This is a genomic window from Nocardioides jiangsuensis, assembly GCF_019679455.1.
GTDB classification, from domain to species: domain Bacteria; phylum Actinomycetota; class Actinomycetes; order Propionibacteriales; family Nocardioidaceae; genus Nocardioides_C; species Nocardioides_C jiangsuensis.
Window position 1 is genome coordinate 1,749,434 of record NZ_JAIEZQ010000001.1, and the last position, 15,469, is coordinate 1,764,902.

A 15,469-nucleotide genomic window follows, 5' to 3' on the forward strand; every position below is an offset into this window, starting at 1 on the left:
CCTGCGACCAAGACGCGGAACCGCGCCGATTGGTTGCACGAGCCACCGGACGGGAGGATGGGGGCCATGCTCCCCACCCTGCTCGCCGTGCTCGCGCTGGTCCTGGGCGCCGTGCTGCTGACCGCCGGCGCCGAGGCGTTCGCCGAGCACGTGACGGCCGCCTCCTCGCGCCTCGGCGTCAGTGTGCTCGCGCTCGGCATCCTGCTGGCCGGCGCCGAGCCGGAGGAGGCGGTCACCGCGATGCTCGCCGCCGGGCAGGGGCACCCCGCGCTGGCCGCGGGCGATGCCATCGGCGCGAACCTCGTGATCCTCACGCTCACCGTGGGCCTGGCGGCGCTGGTCACCCGGCTGCCCGTGGGCCGGCGGGTGGTGGAGTACGCCGCGGCGGCGTCCGTCGCGGGAGCGCTGGCCGTGCTGTTCCTGTGGAACGGGGTGCTCGGCCGGCTCGAGGCCACGGTGCTGCTGGCGTCGTACGTCGCCGGGGTGGTCTGGGTCTGGCGCCGGGAGCAGGAGCCGCCGCTGCTGGGGGAGCTGGCCGAGCTCGCCGAGGAGGCCGGCGAGGCCGAGGCGGAGGAGCCGTCCCGGGCCCTGCTCGTCGTGCTGCTCGGCCTGCTCGGCATGGTGGCCGGCGGCTTCTTCGCAGTCCGCGGCGCGGAGGGTCTCGTGGACGCGTTCGGCGTGACCGAGTCCGTGGTCGGGCTCACCGTCCTCGCGCTGGCGACGAGCGCCGAGATGGTCGCGCTGGTCCTGGCCGCCCATCGGCGCGGGCTCACCGAGATCGCCCTGGCAGGTGCGGTCGGTTCCGTCGCCTACAACGCCACCGTCTCGCTCGGGCTCGCCGCCTGGGTCGACCCGCTGGCGATCGGCAGGGGGTCCCCGGTGACCACGGTCGCCCTGGCGACGGCGGTGCTGCCGCTCGTCCTGCTCGCCGGGCGCCGTACCGGGTGGTTCCCCCGTGCACTCGGCGTCGCGCTGGTCGCCTCGTACGTGCTCGCCGCCGGGTGGCTCTTCGCCGGCTGAGCCACCCGCCGCCGGGTCACGGCTGCACGGGCAGGTGGAACGGCGCGGAGGCGGGGTTCCCCTCGACCTGGGCGCCTGGCCTGCCCCGTCTCGCCTCGGCGTCCGCCGCTGCGCCCGCCTCCTGCTGGAGAGACGCCCGGCGGAGCCGCTTGGTTGGTTCTGGCCGGTGGCTAGGGTGGCGAGGGCGGGTTCCCGCCGACTTCCCTACGCAACTCAGGAGGGTCTCCATGCAGCAGGTCCGTGCCGTGGTCGCCAAGAGCAAGGGCGCACCGGTCACCGTCGAGACGATCAACGTCCCCGACCCCGGACCCGGTGAGGCCGTGGTCCGGGTCCAGGCCTGCGGGGTGTGCCACACCGACCTGCACTACCGCGAGGGCGGCATCAACGACGAGTTCCCGTTCCTCCTCGGGCACGAGGCCGCCGGTGTGGTCGAGGCCGTGGGCGAGGGCGTCGAGAACGTCGTGCCCGGTGACTTCGTGGTCCTCAACTGGCGTGCGGTCTGCGGCACCTGCCGGGCGTGTGACCGCGGTGAGCCGTGGTACTGCTTCGCCACGCACAACGCCACCCAGAAGATGACCCTCGAGGACGGCACCGAGCTCTCCCCGGCGCTCGGCATCGGCGCCTTCGCGGAGAAGACCCTGGTGCACTCCGGGCAGTGCACGAAGGTCGACCCGGAGGCCGCGCCGGAGGCCGTCGGCCTGCTCGGCTGCGGCGTGATGGCCGGTCTGGGCGCCGCGATCAACACCGGCAACGTCGGCCGCGGGAAGTCCGTCGCGGTGATCGGCTGCGGCGGGGTGGGCGCGGCCGCCGTGGCCGGGTCCCGCCTCGCGGGGGCCGGCACGATCATCGCCGTCGACATCGACGACCAGAAGCTCGAGTGGGCGCGGGGCATGGGCGCCACGCACACCGTGAACAGCAAGGAGCAGGACCCGGTCGAGGCGATCCAGGCGCTCACCGGCGGCTTCGGGGCCGACGTCGTGATCGACGCGGTCGGCCGGCCCGAGACCTGGAAGCAGGCCTTCTACGCCCGCGACCTGGCCGGGACCGTCGTCCTGGTCGGCGTGCCCACCCCGGACATGAAGGTCCCCGACCTCCCGCTGATCGACGTCTTCGGCCGCGGCGGCTCGCTCAAGTCGAGCTGGTACGGCGACTGCCTGCCCAGCCGTGACTTCCCGATGCTCGTCGACCTGTACCAGCAGGGCAGGCTCGACCTCGACGCCTTCGTCACCGAGAAGGTCGGCCTCGACGACGTGGAGGCCGCGTTCGAGCGGATGCACCACGGCGACGTGCTCCGCTCGGTGGTGGTGCTCTGATGGCCGGGACCGGGGTCCGCGTGGACCACACGACGACGTCGGGGACGTTCAGCCTCGACGGGCAGACCTTCGACGTCGACAACAACGTCTGGGTGGTCGGCGACGACGAGGAGTGCGTGGTGATCGACGCGCCGCACGACGTGGCACCGATCCTCGACCTCGTCGGCGGCCGGCGGGTCAGGGCGATCCTGTGCACGCACGCGCACGACGACCACGTCCGGGTCGCGCCGAGGCTTCGTGAGCAGACCGGCGCGCCGATCCTGCTGCACCCCGACGACAAGCCGGTGTGGGAGCTGACCCACCCGGCCGAGCTGTGGGACGCCGACCTCGCCGACGGCCAGGAGGTCGAGGTGGCCGGGACCCGGCTGACCGTGCTCCACACGCCCGGCCACGCACCCGGGGCGGTCTGCTTCCACGCGCCCGACCTCGGCTGCGTGTTCACCGGGGACACCCTGTTCCAGGGCGGTCCGGGCGCGACCGGACGGTCCTTCAGCGACTACGACAAGATCGTCGCGTCGATCCGTGCGCGGCTGTTCGCGCTGCCGGCCGACACGGTCGTGCACACCGGGCACGGCGACGACACCACGGTCGGTGCGGAGCGGGAGGCGCTCGGGGCCTAGCCGCCCCGGGCCGGGCCCGGCCCCGTCCACGTGCGGGCGGGGGAGGGGGTCAGAGACGCTCGAGGGCGTCCCGCATCCCCTTCTCCGCCTCGTCGCCGAGCTTCTTGAACGCCGGGGCCATGACCACCCCGAGCACCGGGGACAGCGTCCCGAGCAGGCCCTTGAACGCGAAGTCGGCGGTGTAGGTGACCTCGGTGCCGCTGCCGGTGTCGCGGAACCGCATCGTGTCGTGGGCGACGACGGTCTTGTTCTCCCCGCGCAGCGCGAACACCTCGCCGGGGACGAGCTTCTCGACGACGTACGTCAGCTCGGTCTCGCGCCCGGCGAACCTCGAGGTGTTGTGGTACTCCGTGCCCACGCCGCCGTCGCCGGAGACGCGCTCGGTCCGCACCGTGCCGGGGTCCCACTCGGTGGTCGTGGTGAAGTCGCTGAGGTAGTCGAAGACCCGGTCGAGGGGTTTGGCGACGACGACGGTGCGCACCAGGGTGGTCATGGTTCGACGGTACCCACGGTGTGGTTGGTCACTCCCGCCGCGTGAGCGGGCGGCTAGGGTCGGCTCACGAGGTTGAAAACGGGCCAGGAGGGAAGTGTCTGACGGTGACCGCCACCTACCGTCTCCAGCTCCACGCCGGCTTCACCTTCGCCGACGCCCGCGCCCGTGTCCCCTACCTCGCCTCGCTCGGGGTCACCCATCTCTACCTGTCGCCGATCCTCCAGGCCGTGGCCGGGTCGCAGCACGGGTACGACGTCATCGACCACACCCGGGTCAGTGACGAGCTCGGTGGCGAGCAGGGGCTCCTCGACCTCGCCGGGACCGCGCGGGAGCACGGGATGGGCCTCGTCGTCGACGTGGTCCCCAACCACATGGCCTTCGTCGCCCCCGAGCACGTGAACGCGCCGCTGTGGCAGGTGCTGCGCGACGGCCGCGACGCCGCCACCGCGCACTGGTTCGACATCGACTGGAAGGCCGGCGGCGGCCGGCTCGGCCTGCCGATCCTCGGCGGCACCCTGCAGGAGGCGCTCGACGCCGGGGAGATCACGCTCGGCGAGCACGACGGTGCCCCCGTGGTCCGCTACTACGAGCACGTGCTGCCCGTCGCGCTGGGCACCGAGGGCGACGACGTCGCCGAGGTGCTGTCGCGCCAGCACTACACGCTCGCGCACTGGCGCGACAGCGACGCGATGCTCAACTACCGGCGCTTCTTCGACGTCACCGAGCTGATCGCGGTCCGGGTCGAGCTGCCCGACGTCTTCGACGCCACCCACCGGCTGCTGGTCGACCTCAACCACCGCGACGTGATCGAGGGCTTCCGGATCGACCACCCCGACGGCCTCGCCGACCCCGAGGGCTACCTGCAGCGGCTGCGCGAGGTCACCCGGCCCGGCACCGGCATCTGGGTGGAGAAGATCCTCGAGGGCGAGGAGACGCTGCCCACCAGCTGGGCCTGCGACGGCACCACCGGGTACGACGCGATGCGGGTCCTCACCGCGGCGCTCGTCGACCCGCACGCGCTGCCCACGCTCGACGAGACCTGGACCGAGGCCGGTGGCGGCCTCGACCTCGAGCACGCGGTGGAGCGTGCCAAGCGCACCGTCGTCGACGAGCTGCTCGGCCCCGAGGTGCAGCGGCTGACCCGCCGCGCCCGCGAGGCGCTGCCCGACCTCGACGCGGACCGGCTCGAGGACGCCGTCGTCGAGATGCTCGTAGCCAGCGAGGTCTACCGCGCCTACATCCGCCCCGACCAGCGGCTCACCCCGCTGGCGCTCGAGCGGCTCCGGCACGCCTTCGACCTCGCCGTGGACGCCCGCCCCGACCTGCGTGTCGAGCTCGAGCACCTCCTCGACCTGGCCAAGGCCGAGGACCCTGCGGACGTGTGGGCGGTCGACTTCGCCGTACGGCTCCAGCAGACCTGGGGACCGGTGATGGCCAAGGGGATCGAGGACACCACCTTCTACCGCTGGCACCGGCTGGTCGCGCTGAACGAGGTCGGCGGCGACCCGGCGGTCGTCGAGCACGCCGACCCCGCGGTCCTGCACGACTGGGCCGCCCGGCAGCAGCGCGACTGGCCGCGCGGGATGACCACGCTGTCCACGCACGACACCAAGCGCAGCGAGGACGTCCGCGCCCGGCTGCTCGCGGTCGCCGAGGACACGGCCTCCTGGCGGGCGTGCTCGCGCGCCTTCGCCACGGCCGCGGACGCGGCGGGGGTGGACCGGCCCACCGCGCACCTGCTGTGGCAGACCCTCGTCGGGGTCGGGCCGATCTCCCGCGAGCGCCTGCACGGCTACCTGACCAAGGCGATGCGCGAGGCCAAGCGGCACACCGGCTGGCTCGCCGTGAACGAGGAGTACGAGACGCGCGTCCAGGCCTTCGCCGACTCCGCCGTGGCCGACGGCGACCTGCACGAGGCGGTCGCGTCCGCCGTCCGCGAGAACCTGCCGGGGATCCGCGCCGCGGTGCTGGGCCAGAAGCTGCTCCAGCTGCTGCTGCCGGGCACCCCCGACACCTACCAGGGCACCGAGGTCGTCGACCTCTCGCTGGTCGACCCCGACAACCGGCGGCCTGTCGACTACGAGGACCGGGAGGCCAGGCTCGCCCGCCTCGCGCAGGAGGCCCCCGCCTCTTTGGACGACGAGAAGCTGCTGGTCACCTCGCGCGCCCTCCGGGTCCGTCGCGAGCTGTCCGACGCCTTCGGCGAGAAGGGCACGTACGCGCCGCTGGCCGCCTCGACCGAGCACGCGCTCGGCGTCGTGCGCGGCGACCGGGTGGTCGGCGTGGTCACCCGCCTGCCGCGCAGGCTCGCGGACGCCGGTGGCTGGGCCGACCACACGGTGACGCTGCCCGAGGGCACCTGGCGAGACGAGCTCACCGGCCGGGTCCTGGGCGGCGGCGAGGTCGCCTGCGCCGAGGTGTTCGAGCGGTTCCCGGTCGCCCTGCTCGTCGTCCGGTGACCGGGCCCGGCACGGCACGAGACCGACCCAGGGGAGGACGAATGCACGACTTCATGGTGTGGGCGCCCCACGCCGACCAGGTGGACCTGCTGCTGGCCGACGGACCGAAGGCCATGACGCGCGGGGAGGACGGACACTGGCACCTCGCGCTCGACGTGCCCGCCGGGACGTCGTACGCGTTCTCCCTCGACGGCGGCGACCCGCGCCCCGACCCGCGGGGGCTGCGGCTCCCCGACGGGCCGCACGGCTGGTCGCAGCTGTACGACCCGACCGAGTTCCGCTGGACCGACGGCGGCTGGGCCGGGACCCCGCTCGAGGGCGCGGTCGTCTACGAGCTGCACGTCGGCACGTTCACCCCCGAGGGCACCCTCGACGCCGCGATCGCCCGGCTCGGCCACCTGGCCGACCTCGGCGTCACGCTGGTCGAGCTGCTCCCGCTCGCGCCGTTCCCCGGCACGCGCGGCTGGGGGTACGACGGGGTCGCGCCCTACGCCGTGCACGAGGCGTACGGCGGCCCGCAGGCGCTGCAGCGGTTCGTCGACGCGGCGCACTCCCGCGGGCTCGGGGTCTGTCTCGACGTGGTCTACAACCACCTCGGCCCCGACGGGAACTACCTGGGGGAGTTCGGGCCCTACCTGACCGACAAGCACAGCACCCCGTGGGGCCAGGCGCTCAACCTCGACGCCCCGCAGAGCGACCCGGTACGGCGCTGGGTGCTCGACAACGTGGCGCAGTGGCTGGACGCCTTCCACGTCGACGCGCTCCGGCTCGACGCGGTCCACGAGCTGCACGACGACCGCGCCACCCACCTGCTCGAGGAGATGTCCCGCGAGGTCGACGCGCTCGCCGCGCGGCTCGGCCGGCCGCTGACGCTGATCGCCGAGTCGGACCGCAACGACCCCCGTACGGTCACCCCGCGCGGCCGCGGCCACGCGGTCGGCGGGCTCGGCCTGCACGGGCAGTGGGCCGACGACGTGCACCACGCGCTGCACGTCGCGCTGACCGGGGAGACCCAGGGGTACTACGGGGACTTCACAGCCCCCGAGGCGCTGGGCAAGGCGATGCGGTCGCCGTTCTTCCACGACGGCACCTGGTCGTCGTTCCGCGGCCGCGTGCACGGCCGCCCGGTCGACCCCGGCACCGTTCCGGGCTGGCGGTTCGTGGCGTCGCTGCAGACCCACGACCAGGTCGGCAACCGCGCGGTCGGCGACCGGCTCTCCGCGACCCTGCCCGCCGGGCTGCTCGCCTGCGGCGCCGCGCTGCTCCTCACCGCACCGTGGACGCCGATGCTGTTCATGGGCGAGGAGTGGGGAGCCCGGACGCCCTGGCAGTACTTCACCGACCACACCGACCCCGCGCTCGGCGAGGCCGTCCGGCAGGGCCGCAGGGCCGAGTTCGCCTCCCACGGCTGGGAGCGCGAGGAGGTCCCCGACCCCCAGAGCGCCCAGACCTTCGAGGACTCCAAGCTGGACTGGGCCGAGCCCGGGCACGAGCCGCACGCGCGGCTGCTGCGTTGGTACCGCGACCTGATCCGGCTCCGCCGCGACCTGCCGGACCTGCACGACGGGCGGCTCGACCTCGTGCAGCCCCACCACGACCACGAGCGCGGCCTGCTCCTGGTCGTGCGCGGGGAGCACCGGGTCGTGGTGAACCTGTCCGACGAGCCGCGCACCGCTCCGGCCGACGGCCGGGTCCTGCTGAGCTGGGAGCCCGGCGTGACCGCGGCCGACGGCGCGGTCGAGGTGCCGCCGCAGTCGGCCGTCATCGTCGGCCCGTGAACCGGCACCTCCGCCCCGTCCGCGCGGTTCGCCCGTCACGCTTGGCCCCTGCTGGGAGAATCGCCGGATGACCAGAACCACGACGCGGGCCGCGCTGGCCGGGCTCACCCTGCTGCTCGCGGGGTGCTCCACCGAGGCGGACCCGGCGACGGACCGCGGTGTCGCCGAGCGGACCTCGGCGCAGTCCACGCCGTCGGCGTCCACCTCGGAGGCGCCGGACGCCGGCGGGCAGGCCGCCGCCGGGCCCGCCCGGCCGTCGGACGCCGAGCGCCGGCAGGCCGCCGCGGCCGCTCCCGGGTGGGGGCCGACCCCGCGCGAGGTCGGCCGCGCGCAGCGGATCGCGGCCTCGATGCCGCTGAGCCACCTCGCCGGACAGGTCATCGTCGCCCGCTACCCGGGCACGGGGGCGCCCACGTCCCTGGTCAACGGCCTGCACCTCGGCGGGGTGATCGTCATGGGCGACAACGTCGGCAGCACCGGCCAGGTGCGCGCGAGCAACCGCGCCCTCCAGGACTCGGCCCGCCAGGCCGGTCGCCGCTGGCCGGTCTTCATCGGCGTGGACCAGGAGGGCGGCATCGTCGAGCGGGTCCAGGACCGCGCCACCCGCTTCCCGGCCTTCATGACCGCGGGCGCCGCGCGCGACACCGAGCTCACCTCGGCCGCTGCCGCGGCGAGCGGCGCGGAGCTCTCCGGCCTCGGGTTCAGCGTGGTCTTCGCGCCCAACGCCGACGTCACCTCCGGGCCGGACGACCCGACGATCGGGTCCCGGTCCGCCGGCAGCAGCCCGCGGGTGGTCGCCACCCAGATGAACGCCGCGGTCGACGGCTACCTCTCGTCGGGCATCCTCCCGGTGATCAAGCACTTCCCGGGCCACGGGTCGGTCCCCGCCGACAGCCACCTGGAGATGCCGGTCCAGGACAAGTCGCTGCGCCAGCTGCGCAGGAGCGACCTGGTGCCCTTCGCCTCCGGGGTCGACGGCGGCGTCTCGTCGGTGATGGTGGCCCACATCGCGGTCCAGGCGGTCGACCCCGGCACGCCGGCCACCCTGTCGCGGAAGGTGGTCACAGGGCTGCTGCGCCGCGACCTCGGCTTCCGGGGCCTCGTGGTCACCGACGCGCTGAACATGGAGGCCGTGGCCGGCTCCTACTCCAGTGCCGGGGCCGCGGTCCGCGCCCTGCGCGCCGGCAACGACGTGCTGCTGATGCCGACCAGCCCGCGCGCTGCGCGTGACGGGATCGTGGCCGCCGTACGCGACGGACGGCTGTCGCGCGACCGGGTGGAGGAGGCGGCCTCCCGGCAGATCGCGCTGCTGCTGCACCAGCAGGCGGCCGGTCCGACGAAGACCCGACGGCCGGGCAGCAGCATCGGCGTCTCGCAGCGGCTCTCCGCGGCCGGCGCCACGGTGGTCTCGGGTCCCTGCAAGGGCCGGCTGGTCGGCCGCTCGGTCACGGCCAGCGGGCCGGACGACGCGGTGCGGCGGTTCTACGCCGCGGCGGACCGCGCGGGCCTGCGCACCGGCGGCGGCACGACGGTCGCGTTCACGGGCTACGGCGGCTCCGGGCGCAGCGCCGACGTCGTCGTCAGCACCGACACCCCCTACGTCCTCGGCGACAGCTACGGGCGCACCGCGCGGATCGCGATGTACGGCGACACCCCCGGCGCCATGCGGGCCCTCGTCGACGTGCTGACCGGCAAGGAGCGGGCCCCCGGCCGGCTGCCGGTGCCGGTCGACGACGTCGCGCGCACCGGCTGCTGAGGGGGTGACGGGCGGCGCCGCCTCTGGCAGGCTCGCCGGCATGGAGCACGAGGAGAGCGTCGCCGAGCGCTACCGCCGGCTGTCCGAGCGGCTGGTCGGCACGGTCGCCGCCGTCCCTGCGGACGCGTGGGACCGGCCGTCGCCCTGCGAGGGGTGGACCGCCCTCGACCTCGTCGAGCACCTCGTCGACGTGCACGGCAGGTTCCAGGCGCTGGTCGGCCGGTCCGCGGTCGACCATCCGCCGGTCGCCGAGGACCCGGTGGGGGCGCTCACCGCCGTACGCGACCAGATGCAGGCCGACCTCGAGGACCCGGCCCGGCGCGACGAGGAGTACGACGGGCGGCTCGGCCGGTCCACGTTCGGCCGCGCGGTCGACGGGTTCGTCTGCTTCGACCTCGTCGTGCACCGCTGGGACCTGGCCCGCGCAACCGGCCAGGACGAGACCATCGAGCCCGGCGACGTGGCCCGGGTCCAGGCGCAGGTGGACGTCATGGGTGACGTGATGCGGGCCAACGGCGTGGTGGGTCCGGCGCTGGACGCGGGACCGGACGCCTCCGCGCAGGACCGGCTGCTCGCCGCGCTCGGCCGCCGCGCCTGACGCTGCCCGGTGGCCCGGTGGCCCGGTGGCCCCGGTGGCCCCGCGGTCACTCGGGCACACGTGTGCCCGAGTGGCACCGAAACCCGCCGCGGACGTGCCACGAGCGCACACGTGTGCCGTTGCGGCGGAGGCTCAGAAGGGGCGGACCAGCAGCGCGGTGCCCTTGCCCGCGACCCGGGTCAGCACCAGCGTGGCCTCCTGCTCGCCCTTGAGCGCGAGCCGCTTGCGCAGCTCCTCGGGGACCACATCGACCCCGCGCTTCTTGATCGTCAGCCGGCCGATGCCGCGCTCGCGCAGCGCCGCCCTCAACGGCTTCTCCTTGTAGGGCAGCGTCTCGAGCACCTCGAAGGAGCGCGCGAACGGCGTGCTGTACGCCTGGTCACTCGTGACGTAGGCGATGTGCTCGTCGACGAGGCCGCCCTCCACTCCGGCGGCGACCGCGGTGACGAGCCCGGCCCGGACCACCGCGCCGTCGGGCTCGTAGAGGCAGCGGCCGACCGGGCGCACCGACCGGTCGCCGGGGTCGTCCTCGTCGGTGAGCGAGGCCAGCCCGGCGGGGCGGATCACGGTCGCGCGGCGCCGGGCGGTGGCCAGGTGCGCCGACCACAGCGCCGCCTCCTTCACGTCGCCCGCGTCGCTGACCCACTCCGCCTCGACCCCCTCGGGGACCAGGTCGTGCGGGATGCCCGGGGCGACCTTGACGCACGACGGCCGGGCGAGGACCTGCTCCACGAAGGACCACGGAGGGGAGTAGGCGTCGACGTCGAAGACCCGGCCCCGGTCGGTACGGCGGGCGGGGTCGGCGAACACGAGGCCGAAGCCGGACAGGTCGAGCTCGGTGGCCTCCGCGACCTGCACCGCGCCGCCGAGCCCGAGGGCGTCGAGGTTCGCGGCCGCGACGGCGACCCGGAGCGGGTCCCGGTCGACACCGGCGGCGGTGAGCCCGGCCCGCGCGAAGGCGACGAGGTCGCCGCCGATGCCGCAGCCGAGGTCGAGCACCGAGGACGGTGCGGCGGCGGCGACGCGGGCCGCCCGGTGCTCCGCGACCCGGAGCCGGGTGGACTGCTCGAGGCCGTCGGGGGTGAAGTACATCGAGGCCGCGAGGTCGCCGAACTTGGCGTGCGCTCGCCGGCGCAGCTCGACCTGGGTGACCGCGGCCGCGGCGTGCTCGGGGGAGGCGCCACGCCGCAGCACGTCGAGCACCTTCATCGGGTCGCCGGCCTGCCCGTCGTACACCTCGGAGGCCCGGCGCAGCAGGGCCTGTCCGTCGGGGGTGAGCAGCCACCGGAACGCGTCGAGATCCACGGGCAGCAGTCTGGCACTCGACTTGACCGAGTGCTAATCCCAGCATAGATTCGCCACTAGCACTCTCCCCTGGAGGGTGCCAGAGCTTGCACCAGGCACGATCCCCGCGACGGCGTGCCGACGGCAGGCGCCCAGCATTCTGCAACTGCCATGTGAACCTCTCGAACACGAGAAAGTGGAGGTCGACATCGTGTCGGTCAACATCAAGCCGCTCGAGGACCGCATCGTCGTCAAGCCGCTCGACGCCGAGCAGACCACGGCTTCCGGCCTGGTCATCCCGGACACCGCCAAGGAGAAGCCCCAGGAGGGCGAGGTCCTGGCGATCGGTCCCGGTCGCGTCGACGACAACGGCAACCGCGTCCCGCTCGACGTCAACGTCGGCGACAAGGTCATCTACAGCAAGTACGGCGGCACCGAGGTCAAGTACTCCGGCGAGGAGTACCTCATCCTCTCGGCGCGCGACGTGCTCGCCGTCGTCGGATGATCTCGGGCACCCACGCCTGACGTCTCAGTGACTCCGACTCCGCCCCGGGCGGCCTGACTCGTTCGGGCCCCTGGGGCAGTTTCGTTCCACCCGACCTTTTCCGGAAGGAAGCACCTTTCACGATGCCGAAGATTCTTGAGTTCGACGAGAACGCCCGCCGCTCCCTCGAGCGGGGCGTCGACACCCTCGCCAACGCCGTCAAGGTGACGCTCGGCCCCAAGGGCCGCTACGTCGTCCTCGACAAGAAGTGGGGCGCCCCCACCATCACCAACGACGGGGTGACCGTCGCCCGCGAGATCGAGTGCGACGACCCGTTCGAGAACCTCGGTGCGCAGCTGGCCAAGGAGGTCGCCACCAAGACCAACGACGTCGCCGGTGACGGCACCACCACCGCGACCGTCCTTGCCCAGGCCATGGTCCACGAGGGCCTGCGCGCGGTCGCCGCCGGCGCGAACCCGATGGGTCTCAAGCGCGGCATGGACCTCGCGGTCGAGGCCGTGGGCGACGCCCTCAAGGACGCCGCGCGCGACGTGGACTCCAAGTCGGACATGGCCGCGGTCGCCACCGTCTCCTCGCGCGACTCCCACATCGGCGAGCTGCTCGCCGAGGCCTTCGACAAGGTCGGCAAGGACGGCGTGATCACCGTCGAGGAGTCCAACACCATGGGCACCGAGCTCGACTTCACCGAGGGCATGCAGTTCGACAAGGGCTACATCTCGCCCTACTTCGTCACCGACGCGGAGCGGATGGAGGCCGTCCTCGACGACCCGTACATCCTGCTCCACCAGGGCAAGATCAGCGCGATCGCCGAGCTGCTCCCGCTGCTGGAGAAGGTCATCGCCGCCGGCAAGCCGCTGTTCATCCTCGCCGAGGACGTCGAGGGCGAGGCGCTGTCCACCCTCGTCGTGAACAAGATCCGCGGCACGTTCAACGCCGTCGCGGTCAAGGCCCCGGCCTTCGGCGACCGCCGCAAGGCGATGATGCAGGACATCGCGACCCTGACCGGCGGGCAGGTCATCGCGCCCGAGGTCGGGCTCAAGCTCGACCAGGTCGGGCTCGAGGTGCTCGGCCAGGCGCGCCGCATCGTCGTCACCAAGGACGAGACCACGATCGTCGAGGGTGCCGGCGAGACCTCCGAGGTCGAGGGCCGCGTGAACCAGATCAAGGCCGAGATCGCCGCGACCGACTCCGACTGGGACCGCGAGAAGCTCCAGGAGCGCCTCGCCAAGCTGGCCGGCGGTGTCTGCGTGATCCGCGTGGGCGCGGCCACCGAGGTCGAGCTCAAGGAGAAGAAGCACCGCATCGAGGACGCCGTCTCCGCGACGCGCGCCGCGATCGAGGAGGGCATCGTCGCCGGTGGCGGCTCCGCCCTCGTCCACGCCGCCTCGGTCCTCGAGGACAGCCTCGGGCTGACCGGTGACGAGGCCATGGGCGTGCGCATCGTGGCCCGCTCGGTCGACGAGCCGCTGCGCTGGATCGCCGAGAACGGTGGCGTGAACGGCTACGTCATCGTCGCCAAGGTCCGCGAGGCCGGCGTCGGCAAGGGTTACAACGCCGCGACCGGCGAGTACGGCGACCTGGTCGCCCAGGGCGTCCTCGACCCGGTCAAGGTGACCCGCTCCGCGCTGGTGAACGCCGCGTCGATCGCCGGCATGCTGCTCACGACCGAGACCCTGGTCGTCGAGAAGCCCGAGGAGGAGGACGACGCTCCTGCCGGCGGTGGCCACGGTCACGGCCACGGGCACGGCCACTGAGCCACCCCGGAGGTCGCCCCGGCGACCACCACCCGCAGCATCCGGCGCCGCCCGTCCCCGTCGAGGGGGCGGGCGGCGCCGTACCGTCTCCGGCGGCTGGACCGGGCCCCCGGCGACCGCGACCGGCCCCGTAGAATGGCCGCTTGCCGCCACCTGCTCCGGAAGGTCCCATGAACCTCAATGCCGCCGGCGTTCCCGACAAGTTCGCAGCACTCGGCCTCACCTTCGACGACGTCCTCCTGCTGCCCGGGGAGACCGACGTCATCCCCAGCGAGGTGGACACCTCCTCGCGGCTGACGCGGGAGATCATCGTGCGGCTGCCGCTGGTCTCGTCCGCGATGGACACCGTCACCGAGTCGCGGATGGCCATCGCCATGGCGCGCCAGGGCGGCCTCGGCGTGCTGCACCGCAACCTCTCCATCGAGGACCAGGCCGGCCAGGCCGACTTCGTGAAGCGCTCGGAGTCGGGGATGATCTCCGACCCGGTGACGATCGGCCCGGACGCCACGCTCGAGCAGCTCGACGAGCTGTGCGGCCAGTACCGGATCTCCGGCCTGCCGGTCGTCGACGCCGACAACGTGCTTGTCGGCATCATCACCAACCGCGACCTGCGGTTCGTCCCGCTCGGCGAGTGGCCCACCCGCGTCGTGCGCGAGGTGATGACCCCGATGCCGCTGGTCACCGCACCGGTCGGGATCAGCTCCGACGACGCCGCGGCGCTGCTGCGCAAGCACAAGCTGGAGAAGCTCCCGCTCGTCGACGGTGCCGGCCGGCTCACCGGGCTGATCACGGTCAAGGACTTCGTGAAGTCCGAGCAGTACCCCGACGCCACCAAGGACGCCGCCGGCCGGCTCATGGTCGGCGCGGCCATCGGCTACTTCGGAGACGCCTGGGAGCGGGCCACCACGCTGGTCGAGGCCGGGGTCGACGTCCTCGTCGCCGACGTGGCCAACGGGCACGCCCGGCTGCTGCTCGACATGATCGCGCGCCTCAAGAGCGACCCCTCGACCAAGCACGTCCAGATCATCGGCGGCAACGTCGCCACCCGCGCCGGGGCGCAGGCCCTGGTCGACGCGGGCGTCGACGCGGTGAAGGTCGGTGTGGGGCCGGGCTCGATCTGTACGACGCGCGTGGTGGCCGGCGTGGGCGTGCCCCAGGTGACCGCGATCCACGAGGCGTCCCAGGCCTGCCGTCCGGCCGGGGTCCCGGTGATCGGCGACGGCGGCCTGCAGTACTCCGGCGACATCGCCAAGGCCCTGGTGGCCGGCGCCGACACGGTCATGCTCGGCTCGCTGCTCGCCGGCTGCGACGAGAGCCCGGGCGACCTGGTGTTCGTCAACGGCAAGCAGTACAAGGCCTACCGCGGGATGGGCTCGCTCGGCGCGATGGCCTCGCGCGGCAAGCGGTCGTTCTCCAAGGACCGTTACTTCCAGGCCGACGTGGCCAGCGACGACAAGATCGTCCCCGAGGGGATCGAGGGCCAGGTGCCGTACCGCGGCCCGCTGTCGGCGGTGGCCCACCAGCTGATCGGTGGGTTGCAGCAGTCGATGTTCTACGTCGGCGCCCGCACGATCCCCGAGCTGCAGGACCGCGGGCAGTTCGTCCGGATCACCTCGGCGGGCCTCAAGGAGAGCCACCCGCACGACATCCAGATGACCGTCGAGGCGCCGAACTACACCACCCGCTGACGCAGGCGCGCGCACGGCCCGGCAGGAGACCTCCTGCCGGGCCGTTCGTCTCGTCCGTCCCCGGACCTAGGCGGGCTTCCAGCCTCGTCCTCCTGGTCGACGACGGGCGCCAGACCGAGCGCCAGGACGGTGACGGACAGGGTGGCTAGACCGGGCTGGGCCGTCCCGTGCGGGGTGGGCGGCGGAGCACCCGGCCGGCCA

At 73.6% G+C, this 15,469-nt stretch carries 12 protein-coding genes; 10 read left to right on the forward strand and 2 right to left on the reverse strand.

Going from position 1 to position 15,469, the window contains the following annotated elements:
• Positions 1-66: 66 nt before the first annotated feature.
• From K1X13_RS08275 to K1X13_RS08285, 3 genes are all read left to right on the forward strand, one after another.
• Positions 67-1,020: a sodium:calcium antiporter gene (locus tag K1X13_RS08275; protein ID WP_221024447.1), complete on the forward strand. Its 954-nt coding sequence runs from the start codon at positions 67-69 to the stop codon at positions 1,018-1,020.
• 227 nt (positions 1,021-1,247) lie between these two features.
• Entirely contained in the window at positions 1,248-2,333 is a 1,086-nt protein-coding gene (locus K1X13_RS08280; RefSeq protein ID WP_221024448.1) for an S-(hydroxymethyl)mycothiol dehydrogenase, read from the forward strand.
• Positions 2,333-2,953: an MBL fold metallo-hydrolase gene (locus K1X13_RS08285; RefSeq protein ID WP_221024449.1), complete on the forward strand. Its 621-nt coding sequence runs from the start codon at positions 2,333-2,335 to the stop codon at positions 2,951-2,953. Before K1X13_RS08280 ends, K1X13_RS08285 begins: the two co-directional genes overlap by 1 nt.
• A gap of 49 nt (positions 2,954-3,002) precedes the next feature.
• Here the strand turns inward: K1X13_RS08285 and K1X13_RS08290 are convergent, their stop codons facing one another.
• A complete protein-coding gene (locus K1X13_RS08290; protein WP_221024450.1) occupies positions 3,003-3,446 on the reverse strand; it encodes an SRPBCC family protein in 444 nt (147 codons plus the stop codon).
• Positions 3,447-3,550: 104 nt separating this feature from the next.
• Between K1X13_RS08290 and treY the strand changes: the two genes are divergently transcribed.
• The 4 genes from treY (at position 3,551) to K1X13_RS08310 (ending at position 10,037) form a co-directional block, all read left to right on the forward strand.
• Entirely contained in the window at positions 3,551-5,905 is a 2,355-nt protein-coding gene (gene treY / locus K1X13_RS08295; RefSeq protein ID WP_308249456.1) for a malto-oligosyltrehalose synthase, read from the forward strand.
• Positions 5,906-5,946: 41 nt separating this feature from the next.
• Entirely contained in the window at positions 5,947-7,683 is a 1,737-nt protein-coding gene (gene treZ / locus K1X13_RS08300) for a malto-oligosyltrehalose trehalohydrolase (protein WP_221024451.1), read from the forward strand.
• Positions 7,684-7,750: 67 nt separating this feature from the next.
• Positions 7,751-9,439 (forward strand): glycoside hydrolase family 3 protein, encoded by a 1,689-nt coding sequence (locus K1X13_RS08305; protein WP_221024452.1) that lies wholly within the window; start codon positions 7,751-7,753, stop codon positions 9,437-9,439.
• A gap of 40 nt (positions 9,440-9,479) precedes the next feature.
• Positions 9,480-10,037, forward strand: coding sequence for a TIGR03086 family metal-binding protein (locus K1X13_RS08310; RefSeq protein WP_221024453.1), 558 nt, complete (start codon positions 9,480-9,482; stop codon positions 10,035-10,037).
• A gap of 132 nt (positions 10,038-10,169) precedes the next feature.
• Here K1X13_RS08310 and K1X13_RS08315 read toward each other — a convergent pair whose 3' ends face one another.
• Entirely contained in the window at positions 10,170-11,342 is a 1,173-nt protein-coding gene (locus K1X13_RS08315; protein ID WP_221024454.1) for a class I SAM-dependent methyltransferase, read from the reverse strand.
• A 190-nt stretch (positions 11,343-11,532) separates the two neighbouring features.
• On the opposite strand from K1X13_RS08315, the gene groES reads away from it, so the two are divergent.
• The 3 genes from groES to guaB all read left to right on the forward strand — a co-directional run bounded on the left by groES (position 11,533) and on the right by guaB (position 15,268).
• The gene (gene groES, locus K1X13_RS08320; protein WP_221024455.1) at positions 11,533-11,826 is read left to right on the forward strand and encodes a co-chaperone GroES; all 294 of its coding nucleotides are present in this window, start codon (positions 11,533-11,535) and stop codon (positions 11,824-11,826) included.
• A gap of 122 nt (positions 11,827-11,948) precedes the next feature.
• Positions 11,949-13,580: a chaperonin GroEL gene (groL, locus tag K1X13_RS08325; RefSeq protein ID WP_221024456.1), complete on the forward strand. Its 1,632-nt coding sequence runs from the start codon at positions 11,949-11,951 to the stop codon at positions 13,578-13,580.
• Between the two features lie 170 nt (positions 13,581-13,750).
• Positions 13,751-15,268 carry an IMP dehydrogenase gene (guaB, locus tag K1X13_RS08330; protein ID WP_221024457.1) on the forward strand — a complete coding sequence of 506 codons (1,518 nt, stop codon included), beginning with the start codon at positions 13,751-13,753 and terminating at the stop codon, positions 15,266-15,268.
• Positions 15,269-15,469 lie beyond the last annotated feature (201 nt).

Coding starts and splice junctions, on each gene's coding strand:
- K1X13_RS08275 (WP_221024447.1), top strand. CDS start 67: ATGCTCCCCACCCTGCTCGCCGTGCTCGCGCTGGTCCTGGGCGCCGTG.
- K1X13_RS08280 (WP_221024448.1), top strand. CDS start 1,248: ATGCAGCAGGTCCGTGCCGTGGTCGCCAAGAGCAAGGGCGCACCGGTC.
- K1X13_RS08285 (WP_221024449.1), top strand. CDS start 2,333: ATGGCCGGGACCGGGGTCCGCGTGGACCACACGACGACGTCGGGGACG.
- K1X13_RS08290 (WP_221024450.1), bottom strand. CDS start 3,446: ATGACCACCCTGGTGCGCACCGTCGTCGTCGCCAAACCCCTCGACCGG.
- treZ (WP_221024451.1), top strand. CDS start 5,947: ATGCACGACTTCATGGTGTGGGCGCCCCACGCCGACCAGGTGGACCTG.
- K1X13_RS08305 (WP_221024452.1), top strand. CDS start 7,751: ATGACCAGAACCACGACGCGGGCCGCGCTGGCCGGGCTCACCCTGCTG.
- K1X13_RS08310 (WP_221024453.1), top strand. CDS start 9,480: ATGGAGCACGAGGAGAGCGTCGCCGAGCGCTACCGCCGGCTGTCCGAG.
- groL (WP_221024456.1), top strand. CDS start 11,949: ATGCCGAAGATTCTTGAGTTCGACGAGAACGCCCGCCGCTCCCTCGAG.
- guaB (WP_221024457.1), top strand. CDS start 13,751: ATGAACCTCAATGCCGCCGGCGTTCCCGACAAGTTCGCAGCACTCGGC.